General features: G+C 60.9%; 9 protein-coding genes. 2 read left to right on the forward strand and 7 right to left on the reverse strand.

Annotated elements, in window-relative coordinates; genetic code table 11:
• Positions 1–4: 4 nt before the first annotated feature.
• The gene (locus KW062_RS24555; protein ID WP_105754825.1) at positions 5–1495 is read right to left on the reverse strand and encodes an aldehyde dehydrogenase; all 1491 of its coding nucleotides are present in this window, start codon (positions 1493–1495) and stop codon (positions 5–7) included.
• A 240-nt stretch (positions 1496–1735) separates the two neighbouring features.
• Here KW062_RS24555 and KW062_RS24560 point away from each other — a divergent pair, with 240 nt between their 5' ends.
• The gene (locus KW062_RS24560) at positions 1736–2665 is read left to right on the forward strand and encodes a LysR family transcriptional regulator (RefSeq protein ID WP_027619529.1); all 930 of its coding nucleotides are present in this window, start codon (positions 1736–1738) and stop codon (positions 2663–2665) included.
• Here KW062_RS24560 and KW062_RS24565 read toward each other — a convergent pair.
• The 5 genes from KW062_RS24565 to KW062_RS24585 all read right to left on the reverse strand — a co-directional run bounded on the left by KW062_RS24565 (position 2662) and on the right by KW062_RS24585 (position 12279).
• Positions 2662–5397 (reverse strand): LuxR C-terminal-related transcriptional regulator, encoded by a 2736-nt coding sequence (locus KW062_RS24565; RefSeq protein WP_027619528.1) that lies wholly within the window; start codon positions 5395–5397, stop codon positions 2662–2664. The genes KW062_RS24560 and KW062_RS24565 overlap by 4 nt on opposite strands.
• Before the next feature lie 262 nt (positions 5398–5659).
• Positions 5660–7024, reverse strand: coding sequence for a DUF1329 domain-containing protein (locus tag KW062_RS24570; protein ID WP_027619527.1), 1365 nt, complete (start codon positions 7022–7024; stop codon positions 5660–5662).
• Between the two features lie 27 nt (positions 7025–7051).
• Positions 7052–8926, reverse strand: a complete 1875-nt coding sequence (locus KW062_RS24575) for a DUF1302 domain-containing protein (protein ID WP_027619526.1) — start codon at positions 8924–8926, stop codon at positions 7052–7054.
• 337 nt (positions 8927–9263) lie between these two features.
• Positions 9264–10946, reverse strand: coding sequence for a fatty acid--CoA ligase (locus KW062_RS24580; RefSeq protein WP_027619525.1), 1683 nt, complete (start codon positions 10944–10946; stop codon positions 9264–9266).
• A gap of 148 nt (positions 10947–11094) precedes the next feature.
• Positions 11095–12279 carry an MFS transporter gene (locus tag KW062_RS24585; protein WP_105754800.1) on the reverse strand — a complete coding sequence of 395 codons (1185 nt, stop codon included), beginning with the start codon at positions 12277–12279 and terminating at the stop codon, positions 11095–11097.
• 85 nt (positions 12280–12364) lie between these two features.
• Here KW062_RS24585 and KW062_RS24590 point away from each other — a divergent pair, with 85 nt between their 5' ends.
• Positions 12365–13138, forward strand: coding sequence for an AraC family transcriptional regulator (locus KW062_RS24590; protein ID WP_105754801.1), 774 nt, complete (start codon positions 12365–12367; stop codon positions 13136–13138).
• On the opposite strand, the gene KW062_RS24595 is transcribed toward KW062_RS24590, so the two are convergent.
• Positions 13122–13751, reverse strand: coding sequence for a LysE family translocator (locus KW062_RS24595; protein WP_027619522.1), 630 nt, complete (start codon positions 13749–13751; stop codon positions 13122–13124). The genes KW062_RS24590 and KW062_RS24595 overlap by 17 nt on opposite strands.
• Positions 13752–13795: the final 44 nt, after the last annotated feature.

Below are 13795 nucleotides of genomic sequence, written 5' to 3' on the forward strand. Positions count from 1 at the left end.
GTGATCAGCGCAGTTGAAACCAAGTGGTTTTCAACTGGGTGTATTTATCGAATGAGTGCAGCGACAGGTCGCGACCGAAGCCGGATTGCTTGCCGCCGCCGAACGGCACGGTCACATCGAGGGCATCGACGCTGTTGACCGAAACGGTGCCGGCACGCAATTGCCGCGCCACGCGGTGCGCGCGGTTGAGGTCGTCAGTCCACAGCGATGCGGCAAGGCCGTAGACGCTGTCGTTGGCCAATCGCAGGGCGTGGGCTTCGTCGTCGAACGCCGTGACCGCCAGCACCGGACCAAAGACTTCATCGCGAAACAGCGGCATGTCAGGACTGACGCCGGTGAAAATCGTCGGCTGGATAAAGTTGTCGCAACCCTTGAAACTGACCTGCTCACCGCCAAACACACGTCGGGCGCCCTGGCGTTGAGCCTGATCGATAAAGCCCAGGATGCGCCGGGTTTGCCGACTGTCGACGATGGCTCCAGCCGGACTGCATGGGTCGAGTGGATCGCCGGGCTGCCAGCGCGCAGCCTGCACTTTCAGGCGTTCGACGAATTCATCGTGGATCGAGCGCTGCACCAGCAAGCGTGAGTTGGCCGAGCAGACTTCGCCCTGATTGAAGAAGATCCCGAACGCGGCTTTCTGCGCGGCCAGGTCCAGGTCCTGGCAATCGGCGAACACCAGGTTCGCGCTCTTGCCGCCACACTCCAGCCACACCTGCTTGAGGTTGGACTGCGCCGAGTACTGCATAAAGTACTTGCCGACTTCGGTGGAGCCGGTGAACACCAGGCAATCGATATCCGGATGCAGGCCCAGCGCCTTGCCAGCCTGTTCGCCAAGGCCCGGCAGCACGTTGAGCACGCCCGGTGGTATGCCTGCCTCCAGCGCCAGCTCACCCAGGCGCAGGGCGGAAAACGGCGACTGCTCGGCGGGCTTGAGGATCACCGAGTTGCCCGCAGCCAGGGCCGGTGCCAGTTTCCAGGCCGCCATGTCCAACGGAAAATTCCACGGCACCACGGCAGCGACCACGCCCAGGGCTTCGCGGGTGATGGTTGCCAGCACGTTATTGGCGCTGGGGGCTACCTGGTCATACAGCTTGTCGAGACTTTCCGCGTACCAGCGAAACACCCCGGCGGCGCCTGGTACGTCGATGTTGTAGGCGTCCATCACCGGCTTGCCCATGTTCAGCGAGTCGAGCAGCGCCAGCGCTTCGCGATGGGCCATAAGCAGATCGGCCAGGCGCAGCAAGACTTGCTTGCGCTCGCCAGGAGAACGCTGCGCCCAGACACCCGCATCAAATGCCTGACGGGCACTGCGCACGGCCGCATCGACGTCCTCACTGCCGCAGGCCGAAACCTCGGCCAGCACACCGCCGGTGGCCGGATTGATCGCGGTAAAGGTCTGCCCGGACAGCGCCGGACGCCATTGCCCGCCGATCAAAGCCTGGGTAGGAAACTGCAACTCAGCCGCCTGGCCTTGCCAATATTCAAGCTCGAACACGTTCGGATGCTCCATGGGCTTCTTGTGTAGTGGATAGTGACCCAGGCGGCTGCGGCGCAAAAATAGTAAAAATGTCTTCGCAGGCGATGAAAAAACTGTGCAGCCATTCTCCCCACCCGAGCGCGAGGTGGTTATTGTTCAGGCACGACAAAAGCACCGCCACGCGGATCGGGGCGGTGCGCAAATTGCTTGGTTTCAGGGATCGAGAGTTACGCTGAGTCCATCATCCCGAGGTCTGCTGTGGCTGCCTACAATCTGCGTCAACTGAAGTACTTCATCACCACCGTCGAATGCGGCAGCGTCGCCGAGGCGTCGCGCAAGTTGTATATCGCCCAGCCGTCGATCTCCACCGCGATCAAAGGCCTGGAGGACAGTTTCGGCGTGCAATTGCTGATCCGCCACCACGCTCAGGGCGTGTCCCTGACACCCAGCGGCGCGCGCTTTTTTCGCAAGGCCCAGGAACTGCTGCGCATGGCCCGGGAGTTCGAACAGAACGCCCTGGCCGACAACGACGTGGTGTCCGGACAGATCGACATTGGCTGCTTTGAAACGGTCGCGCCGTTGTACTTGCCGCAACTGATGGCCGGATTCTCGGCCTTGTATCCGGGCGTGGAAATTCGCATCCGCGATGGCGAGCAACAGGAGTTGGTGCAGGGGCTGACGTCGGGAGCGTTTGACTTGGCGATCCTCTATGAACACGACCTTGATGGCACCATCCAGACCGAACCGCTGATGCCGGCGCAGCGACCCTATGCGTTGCTGCCTGCCGATCACCGCTTTGCCCAACAAGCGCAGGTCTCGCTGCGCGACCTGTGCCTGGAACCGATGATTCTGTTGGACGTGCAACCGAGCCGCACCTACTTCGTCAGCCTGTTCGACGAGCTGGGACTGACCCCGAATATCGCCTTCAGCTCACCCTCGATCGAGATGGTACGGGGCATGGTCGGCCAAGGTTTCGGCTTTTCGATTTTGGTCACCCGCCCCCACTCCGAATGCACCTACGACGGGCAAAAAGTGGTGTGCGTGGACATCGTTGAAGAGGTGACCGGTTCCGGCCTAGTGGCGGCTTGGCTGAAGCGCGGACAGTTGACTAAACCGGCGCAACTGTTCGCCGACTACTGCCGCGAGCATCTGACCGCCAAGGCCAGGCGGCCAGTACCGGCTGACTAAACCAACAAGCCCAGCTCCTTGGCCCGGGCCACTGCCTGGGTGCGACGCTCAACGCCCAGCTTGCTGTTGATATGGCTGGCGTGGGTTTTTACTGTGTGTAGCGAAATGAACAGCTGGTCGCTGATTTCCTGGTTGGAACAGCCACGCGCGATCAGTTGCAGTACCGCCCGCTCCCGTGCGCTGAGGGTTTCGTTGCCCGCTGCCGATTCGATGGCACGACTCGCGCCCGCCGGCAGACGCTCCAGCAGACTCTGCCGCAGTGCAGCATTGGGGCAGTGCGCCAACTGCTCGCGCAGCCAGTCCGGGCGCTCGCGCAGCAACCATTCGAATGGCTGTAACACGCCGCCATTGGCTGCCTCGAAGGCTTGGGCCAAAGCTTGGCGCGCCTCGGCTTCGCGAGCCGTGCCGAGCAGCAGCGAGACCTTCTGATTCAAGGCCATGACGCTGAGCATCTGCCGCCCGCTGTTCTGCCCCAGCTCGTGCAAGACATTGAGGCGCCCCTCCGCGAGCATCGGCTGGCCCTGGATGACATCCAGCAAGGCTTGCTGCAATTCAATGTGCAGGGCCATCTGAGGATGAAATTCCGGCGGTGAAGCCGGCTGCTCACCGTTGTAAGTCTGTCCGAGCCGGGACAACCAGGCACCCGCCAGGTCGGTGCGCCCCTGGGCCAGCCACAGCTCGCATTTGATCAGCGTAATCATCGCCAGGTAGTAGATCGGCGGGACATCCCAGATATGCATCAGGCGCTCGGCTTCCGCCAGTTCGGCAAAGGCCCTGGCGAACTCGCCCTTGCTGCCTTCGTAGCGGGCGATCACGCTGTGGCCGATCAACACGCTGATGTCGCGGCAGGCCCGAGCTTCCAGCAGGCCAGCCTGCAGGCGTACCAGCCCGAGTTCCGGTTGCAGGCGCAGGACCAGCAGGAAACCCTCGTACAGGGTCAGACGGGCACGCACCGCATACAGCCGCTGTGGCGACAAGCCCTGCAAGCGCTGCTGGCCCTGGCGTACTTCATCGAGGGCGCGAAGAATTTCCCCACGCGCCTGTAGCACCCGGGCCCGATCGTAATGGGCCAGCGCTTCGAACAGCGGGTTGCCGACGCGCTGGGCGAGTTCCAGGGATTCACGGTTCAAGCCTCGCGCGCGCCACAGGTCGGCATCGGCAATGGCCAGGTTGGACAAGGTCGACAGGCACATCAGGCGCTGGCCATAACGTTTGTGCGGCAGGCTTTCGAGAGCTTCGCTGCAGTACCGCAGGGTCTGCTCACGCTGGCCGCGCCCGCGGGCGATGATCCCACTCAACGCCAGCCACTGCGCGAGCATGGATTTCTGCGCCGTGGCCGAAGGCGCCGGCAGGAAGCGGCTCAAATGGCTGGCCAGTTCTTCGGCGGCGTCCAGCTGGCAAGCTAGCCCCAAGGCCCAGCTGTACAGCACGATCAGGCGCGGCGTGCTGACCAGCAGGCTGTCGGGCAAGTCCATTTTCCAGCGCAGCAGCATGCCGACGTTCTGCTCGGCCAGCAGTTGCTCTTCCGACAGGTTCTGTACCAGGTTCGCCGCCACATCCAGGTGGCCGGCACGCAGCGCTTGCTCCACCGCCTCGTCGAGCAGGCCCTGGGCATTGAACCAGCGACAAGCACGCAAATGCAGGGTCGCGGCCGGCACTATGGCATTGGCCGGTGGCCGGCTGCGCAGCAGATCGGAAAACAAATGGTGATAACGGTACCAATGCCCCTGTTCGTCGAGGGGCACCAGAAACACCTGGTGGGACAACAGGAAGCGCAGGATTTCGCCACTGTCATGGGCTTCACGCACGGCGTCGCACAGCTCGCTGCAAAAACGTTCCTGGGGGGCGGTGTCGTAGAGAAAGGCCTGCACCTCGGCGGGCAGGCAATCGATGACTTCCTCCAGCAGGTAGTCGCGGATCAGCCCTTCGCCGCCATGCAGCGGTGGTGGCAACAGTGCACTGCTGCCCGCCTCGGAGGCGGCCAGCAGCCAGAACCGCAGGCCTGCGACCCAACCCTCGCTACGCTGAATCAGATTCTCCAGCGCCTCGCCACGCAATGAGCTGCTGTGCCGGTCAAGCAAGGCCAGGGATTCGTCATGGGTCAACCGCAGGTCCTGCTCATGCAGTTCGAGCAATTGCCGTGACAGGCGCAAGCGTGCCAGATGCCAGTCCGGACGCTGGCGACTGGTCACCAGCACCAGCAAGCCGTCCGGCAAATGATTGAGGAAAAACTGCAGGCAACGGTCCAACACCGGCCCCTGAGCCAGATGGTAATCATCCAGTACCAGCAGTAACGGCTCGCTGGGAGACAGATGCACGGCCAACTCGTCGAGCAGCCCGTCGAGCCATTCTTCAAAGGCGAAAGGTTGGTGCCGCTGGCGCATCTTCAGCAGGCCAAGGGCCTGGCTGCCAAGGTCGGGAAAATAGTGTTGCAGGCCTTCGAGCAGCCGTTCGAGAAACCGCCCGGGATCGCTATCCCGTGAGCTGAGCCCCAGCCACAGGCTTTGCCAATGGGGCGCCAGGCTCTGGCAAAACTCCACTGCCAACGAGCTTTTACCGAATCCGGCCGGCGCACTGACCAGCAGTAATCGTCCCTGCAAGCCAGCACTCAGCCGCTCGCACAGGCGCGGCCGCACGACATGGCCATCGGGCAATGGCGGACGATAAAAACGTCCCTCCAACACTGGCACCGCAGCGTTAGGAGAGTTCTGGATTCGGAACAGGTCAGTCATAGCCAACTCTTTTTGGAGTGCTGTTGTCGGCATTGCAGATGTCCGCAGACTAGCGGTAAAGCGGAAGGGTTTGAAGGCAATTGCTACAAATGGCTACAAAAAGTACACAGGAATACCGCACAAGAGGCATCTCGCTGTCATATGGCCCGCTGAATGTAACGCTTGGGTAATGCAGGAAAATGGCGACGGTTTCCCAAGCACAAAAAAAACGCCCCGAATCAGTCGGGGCGTTTTTCGAGGATGCGGCCTCTGTTACAGCGGGTTAGCGAATACCATCCTGGCGTAGCGCAGCCGGGGTGAAATCGCTGGTGGTGGCGGTGAAGCCGAAGTCATAGGCCTGCTTCTCTTCGTTCTTCATGCCCAGCGCCAGGTAGCGGCCGGACTGCAGGTCGTAGAGGGTTTCCAGGGCGTACCACGGCACTTGCTTGTCGTAGTAGTTTTCGGCGTGCGCTTCAGCCACGCGCCACAGTTGACCACGACCGTCGTAGTGATCGATCACTGCCGCTTGCCAGGTGTCTTCGTCGATGTAGAAGTCACGCTTGGCGTAGATGTGGCGCTGGCCTTCCTTCAAGGTCGCGACCACATGCCACACGCGGCGCAGCTCGTAGCGAGCCAGGTCTTGGTTGATGTGGCCGGCCTTGATGATGTCGGCGTATTTGAGCTTCGGATCGTCGAGCTTGTAGGCGTCGGAGGCGATGTACATCTCTTTCTTGCCTTCAAGCTTCCAGTCATAGCGATCCGGCGCACCGTTGTACATGTCAAGGTTGTCGGAAGTCCGCAGGCCGTCCGCGGCAGTACCTGGGCCGTCATAGGACACTTGTGGTGCACGTCGCACACGACGCTGACCGGCGTTGTAGACCCACGCCAGACGCGGCTCCTTGACCTGATCGAGCGTCTCGTGCACCAGCAGCACACCACCGGCCAGACGCGCTGGCGCGGTGACTTTCTGCTTGAAGTAGAAGAGGATGTTGCCCGGATTTTTCGGGTCGTAATCCTTCATCTTGTCACGGAACACGAACTGGTCCTGGAAGTACACCAGGCTGTACGAGCCGTTGGCCTGCGGCGTGGCCTGGGTTACCAGGCGGGTCACGCTGCCACCACGGTAGCGGGTAATGTGGTTCCAGATGACTTCGACACCGCTTTTCGGAATCGGGAACGGCACGGCCGTTTCGAAGTTTTCCAGGCCGTTGCCGCCGGAGACCAGATTGGTGTTGGTGGCGTTTCTCTTGATTGCCGCGAACACATCATCCGGCACGGTGGCACCACGATGAGAGGTGTACACCGGCATTTTGAAGGTATCGGGGTATCGCTTGAACATCGCGTACTGACCCGGCGCCAACTTGTCCTTGTACTTGTCGACGTTCTGCGCGGTGATGGTGAACAGCGGTTGCTCGCTGGCATAAGGGTTGGACAGGAAACCACGGCTGTCCACGCTGCCGGCATTCTTCGGCAGCGGCTTCCAGCTCGGGATCGAGCCGTCGGCATTGCCGGCCATTTCCGCCCCCATGGGTGTCAGGCTCTTGCCCAGCTTGTCGGCTTCGGCAGCCGGTACGGCGGCGATCACGCTGGTCGCCAGCAATGACAGCCCCAGGCCCGCGACGTACATCAGATTCTTGGCTATTTTCATTTCGTGTTCGTCCTGAAGAAGCAGTGCTTAGAAGTTCACGCCGACGCTGAGCGCGACGAAGTCACGGTCATCCACGGTGGTGTACTTGCCGTCGAAGAAGTTGGTGTAGGCCAGGCTGGCGGTGTAGGTGTTCTGGTATTCGGCATCCAGGCCCAGGCTGATGGCTTTACGGCCTTCCTCGAAGTTGCCGCCAGGACCCGGCGAGTAGCCGCTGACGTCGTGGGACCAGGCCACGTTCGGCTTGAGGTTGACCCCGGCGAACACGTCGTTGTAGTCCCAGATCGCACGGCCACGGTAGCCCCAGGAAGTCGGGGTGGTGAAACCTTCGTCGTCGCAATTGCGTGTGGCGTTGTTGGTCGCAGCACCCGGACCTGCACCGGCGATGGTTCGGCCGTTGAGGAATTCGCAGCTACCGCCAGGCAACTCGCCCGGACCGTAGACCGGATCGCGGCCATAACGCACGTCCGATGTACTTTCCAGCCCGCCTACGTGGGTCACGCCGACTTCACCCACCAGGGTCAGGCGGCTGGCGCCCATGACCTGATCGAAGAAGTGCGTCAGGGTGGTCTGGAACTGGGTCACTTCCTTGCGGCGATAGCCGTGCAAGTCGGTACCCGGCGCCGCCGACAGCAAGGAAGCGTTGGCCAGGGCACCGCCCAGAGGCCGCACGCCGGCGAACAGGATGTCGGTGGAGTTCAGTTGCACCGGCGCGTTCGGACGGTAGCTGATCTCACCCTGCCACGCCGTGCCGGTAGGCAGGGTGGTGGAGAAGCTCAGGCCATACAGGCGGATGTCTTCCGGGTATTCGACGAAGTATTGCGAGTTACCCGCCACCAACAGCGGCGCGAGTGCCGCGAATGGCCCCGGCAAGGCACCTGCGGTGTTGTAGATCGATTGCGAGGCACCGGTGGCGCTGAAGATGGGTGCCCGGCTGTGGTAGTTCATGAAGTAAGCACCGAACTCGGTGTCCAGCGGGTCGAACATGTACTTGAAGGAGGCGCCCCACTGGCCACTGTCCCGTGCATCGCGGTCCGGACCGCGACGTACGAGCACGCCTTCCTCGTTGACGTCGACACCCAGTGCAGCTGCCGGGCCCAGGGCTGCAGCCGGCAAGGTCGAGCGCTTGTTCAATACGCGCAGGTTGTTGTCGCAACCGTCGGCAATAATGTCTGGCTGGGAGAAAAAGGTGCCGCAGTTGTCGACGACCGTCTGGTCCCACTCAAGTTGGTAGAAGGCTTCGGCCGACAGGTTTTCGGTCAGGCTCTGGGACACGTAGAACATGTTGACCGGGATCAGGCCTTCCTTGATCTCGGCGCCTGGACGACGAAACGCTGACACGTCGATCGGGTTGATCGAGTTGATGCCACCGCCGATGAAGGTACTTTCACCCCAGCTGACGACTTGTTTACCCAGGCGCACGGAGCCTGGCTGATCGGCAATCGCGTAGTTGTGGTAAATAAAGGCGTCGAGAATTTGCCCACCGGAGGACTTGGCGCCTTCCTTGCGGTTGTCGTTGCTGACGTTCTTGAACTCCAGGTCTTCGTTTTGCAGCGCGAAGTCGTACCAGTATTTGCCCCGGACGAATACGCCGGTGTCACCGTATTTCAGTTCGAGGTCATGGATGCCTTTGAAGATCTTCGAGAACGCTTGTCCGCTCTTGAAGTTCAGGTGGCCGTCGTCAGAGGTCTGGGACAGACCGTGCCCACCGTTGTTGACGCCGATGAGGTTCTTGTTCGGTGACTGGGTCGACACACTCATGCCCAACGAGAGGGATGAGTCGAACTGACCTTCGATTTCACCAACGTTGAAACTGACGCCGAATGCAGGCCCGGCGAGCGTAGAGGCGAGACTGACCGCCAGGGGCAATTTCGCCCGGCGCCAGAACTGGTTTACTGATGTCATCGACGCTACTCCATGTGCTTTTATTGTTATGGCAGTGAGCACTTTTAAAAACGCTCTGGAAGACGGAGAGCCATGCGCTCGCGAAGTCATCCAAAGTTGCATCGCCCCTGTTCGTGCGTGCGCCACGTTCCTAAAAATCCTTGAACGGACTATATCCAGCAGGTTGTACTGCTTGATCCCTCTAAAGTGTGATTTGCAGTCCTCGACCACTCTGGAACGGTCCTTTCGCCAGTCCGGCAGATGCCGGCTCGGCAAGGATGGCTGAAAATTCCGATTTGACAAGCCAAGCGCTTGCTTGGTGGGCGTGCCGTGCCCTTTTGGACACGGCAAGGGAGAGTTAAAGCGTCGAAAGGAAGGTGCTGTTGTTGGCCTGCCATTCGCTGATGTCGAGGCGAATGCGCTTCTTGTCGAGCTTGCCGACACTGGTCTTGGGAATTTCAGTAACAAGCGCGATCTGACTCGGGATCGCCCATTTGCTCAGGTGGCCCAGTTCGACAAATGGCTTGAGGTGTTCCTTGAGTTCCTTGGCCCCAATCTCATGGCCTTCGCGGATCACCAGCAAGGCAAACGGGCGTTCTCCCCATTGCGGATCGGGGATGCCCACCACTGCTACTTCACGTACCGCAAGGTGACGACTGATCAGGTCTTCGAGGTCCAGCGAGGAGACCCATTCGCCACCGGTCTTGATCACATCCTTGATCCGGTCACGGATGTCGATCACGCCCATGCTGTCGAGCGTCGCCACATCGCCGGTATGCAGCCAGCCGCCGGCCCACAGCTCGGCGCCCTTCTGCGGTTCGTTGAAATAACCTTCGGTAAGCCACGGCGCGCGGAGTACCAGTTCACCCTGAGATTCGCCATCGGCGGGCAGGAAGTTACCTTCGGCGTCAACGATCGCCGCTTCCACCAATGGCCCCGGAACCCCGGCCTTGATCCGGTACGTTGTGCGTTCATCCTCGGTGCCGGCCATCAGCTCATCGTTGAGGTGAGCGCAGGACACCAGCGGCCCGGTTTCCGACATGCCATAGGCGGCGGTCAACTGGATGCCCTTGGCCTTCGCCGCTTCGTACAGCGCACGGTTCAGCGCGCTGCCGCCAATGACGATTTTCCAGCCGGCGAAATCGGTGCCCTGCGCACCTTTGGCGTTGAGCAGCATTTGCAGGATGGTCGGCACGCAGTGGGAGAAGCTGACCTTTTCCTTGCGCCACAACTCCACCAGGAATTCCGGATCGTAGCGCCCCGGGTAGACCTGCTTGAGCCCGAGCATGGTCGCCACGTACGGTAAGCCCCAGGCATGGACGTGAAACATCGGAGTGATCGGCATGTAGACGTCGTTGGTGCCGAGCAGACGCACACTGTCGATGCTGCCCATGATCGTCGACACGCCCATGGTGTGCAGCACCAGTTGCCGGTGAGTGAAGTACACACCCTTGGGATTGCCGGTGGTGCCGGTGGTGTAGAACGTGGTCGCCACCGAGTTTTCGTCGAAGTCTTCGAACTGATAGTGCGGACTCGCGGCCGCCAGCAGTTGCTCGTACTCGCCCACCAGGTTCGGCAGGTCAGCGGTTTTTTCCGGCAGGTCAGTCAGCAGCAGGGTTTTCTCGACGGTGGTCAGGTGCCCGGCAATCGCCTGGTACAAGCCGACGAACTCACTGTTGACCAGCACAAAGCGGTCTTCAGCGTGGTTCATGGTGTAGAGAATCTGCTCGGGCGACAGACGTACGTTGATGGTGTGGATCACCGCGCCAATCATCGGGATCGCGAACATGCATTCCAGGTAGCGATGGCTGTCCCAGTCCATCACCGCCACGGTATCCCCGGCCTTGACCCCTGCCGCCGTCAGCACGTTGGCCAGCCGCGCGACTCGCTCGATCAGCGTTGGATAGCTGTAGCGCAACTGGTCACGGTAGACAATCTCGCGGGTTTTCTCGTAGCGGCTGCCGGACATGAGCAGGCGCTTGATCAACAGCGGGTATTGATACGCACCTTCAGCGGGTGGAATAACGCGAGTCTGCAACATAATGATCCCTTTAATCTGACTGCACGGTCGTGGCATAAAGACTGCACTTTAGTCAGCCTTGGCGGGCACCAAATCAGCCAAAGGAATGATTTGCAGAGCCAGGCAAATACTGGCTCCGAGCCAGCATTTGCCGGAAAAACTACAGCTATCAGGCTACTTGTCCTACAGCCGCTTCAGACGGAGTGCGTGGGAATACCAGCGCAGCGACGAAGGTCAGTGCCGCAAACCCGGCAAGGATCAGGTAAAGGCCGACAAAACCCTGTCGCGGTTCGACATACGCAATCAGAGGAATCGCCGTAGCACTGGCACCGAACGACAGGCAATAGCGCAAGGCGAAGACCCGCGATTGCCACTGTGGCGAAACGAAATTGGCAACCATCGCATCGTTTACCGTCACCTGCCCGAATACCACGAACATGAACGTGGCCCCCAGTGCGATCACTCCCCAGCCGTCGACGTAAGCGAGGCCCAACAGCAATGGCGCCTGGCACAGGGTCAGCAGGATAAATGGCCATTTCAGGCTGAAGCGATGCAGCACCCGACCGATACTCAACTGCGCCACGGCGCCGAAGGCATACGCCAGGCTCACCACCACACCGAGGGTTTGCGGCGAGGCGAACAGCGCGTGCAGGCGCTCCTCGAACAATTTGGGATAGGTCATGGTCGTGGCATTGAACACCACGCCACCGGTGGCCGTGGCCAGCGCCAGCACACTGAACACCATGAGCATGGAAATCCGCTGGCCCGAAGCGCCCTTGAGTGGAGCATGTGCGCGCACCGGGATCGGTTCCTCGCGGACCTGCAAGGCAAAACCGATGCCCAGCACGATGGAAACGACACCTGGCAGGATGAACGCCGAACGCCAGCCGAACTGCGCCACCAACAAACCGGTCACCAGCGCCGAGAATGCCACGCCGAGGTTACCCCACATGCCATTGATGCCGATCTCGCGGCCACGGTTTTGCGCGTACGCCACCAGCATCGCGGTGCCGACCGGGTGGTAAATCGCCGCAAATACCCCGGTCAGTGTCAAGCCCAGCACCAGCATCGCCGGCGTACTGCTCAAGCCGGTGAAGATTGCCGAGGCACCGATGCCGAAGAAAAACAGCAGCATCATCTGCCGTCGGCTCCAGCGGTCGCCGAGCCAGCCCGCCGGTAGCGAGCAAGCGCCAAAGGCGATAAAGCCGCCCAGGGACAGGCCAATCATCGCCGCGTAGTCCAGGGCAAACACCTGAGTCATGCCGAGCACGGCAGCGGGGAAAATCAGCATGAACATGTGATCGATCACATGAGCAGCATTGATGTAGCGGATGACATTTCGCGATTGATTCATGACGACACGCTATTCGTTGTGGTTGTGCCGTTATGCTAAGTTGGCAATAAATCGCATTCTTGCCATATAACTCATCGATTCAGACATGTTAGTCAGCCACTTCCTCCACGGACCGGTCAGCGCCTACCCACGCAACTATCAGGATGGCGCGCACCAGGTCCTGCACCAGCATCGTGAGGCGCAGTTTCTGTATGCGGTGTGCGGCACCATGCGCGTGGTCACCCGGCAAGGCGCCTGGGTGATTCCGCCGACCCGCGCGGTGTGGATTCCGCCCTGGGTCGAGCACGAGATTTTCATGTCAGGCGAGGTGCACATGCGCTCGCTGTTCATCGCTCCCGAACTGTGCCCGGCCAACCTCGGGCAATGCTGCGTACTGGCGGTCACGCCGCTGCTGCGCGAACTGATTGTGCGCGCAGTACAGGGCCGCGCTCAGGCGGAAAACCCGTTGATTCAACAGTTGATGCTGGAAGAAATTGCCAACCTGGAAAACCTGCCGCTGCACATCCCGATGCCCGAAGACCGGCGCTTGCGCAGCATCTGCCTGGCGTTACTGGAAGCGCCAAACCATGCCCATACTCTGGAAGACTGGGCGCAACAGGTCGGCGCCAGCTCACGCACCCTGGCCCGACTGTTTCAGCAGCAATTGCAGATGAATTTCAACGCCTGGCGCCAACAACTGCGCCTGATGGAAGCCCTGCCCCGCCTACTCGCCGGGGAAAGCGTGCAGCAGGTGGCGCATGAGCTGGGATATGGCAGTGGCCGGGCGTTCAGCGCGATGTTCCGGCGATTGCTCGGCGACAATCCTCGGGAGTACCTCAACGCGCTGAATCAGCTCGGCAGTCTCAATGCATCTCGGTAAAGGCCAGTTTCACCCCGATCGCCACCAGCACCACGCCCATAGTGCGGTCGAACCAGTGGCCCATGCGCGCAAAGCCGGCGCGCACCCGCTGCTGGCTGAACAGCATCGCCACCAGGCAGAACCAGAACGCCGTGGCTGCGGCCAGGTAGACGCCATAGCCGGCCTGGATCGCCAATGGCGTATGCGGATTGATCACCACGGTAAACAGCGAGAGGAAAAACAGTGTCGCCTTGGGGTTCAGGCCGTTGGTCACGAAGCCCGAGGTAAAGGCGCCACGGGCAGTGCGCTCGCCAGCTTCCTTGTGCAGGTCATCGGTCGCCGGTTTTGCCGGTTGCGCACGCAGCGCCTTGAAGCCGATGTACAGCAAGTAGGCCGCCGCCAGCCACTTGAGGGCGTTGAACAGCACGATCGATTGCGAAACGATCAGACCGATCCCCAGCAGCGAATAACCGACATGCAGGAAGATCGCGCAACCTACCCCCAGGGCGGTCCAGGTGCCGGCGCGGCGACCGTGGGTCACCGCTTCGCGCACCACTACGGCAAAGTCCGGACCAGGACTGGCGACGGCCAGCAGGTGGATCAGGGCGACGGTCAAGAATTCTGTCCAGTACATGTAGGCTCCTTCAGGCCAAGCGTAACTATTTATTTCATCTGTTA

The sequence above is a fragment of the Pseudomonas fluorescens genome, assembly GCF_019212185.1.
Lineage (GTDB): Bacteria > Pseudomonadota > Gammaproteobacteria > Pseudomonadales > Pseudomonadaceae > Aquipseudomonas.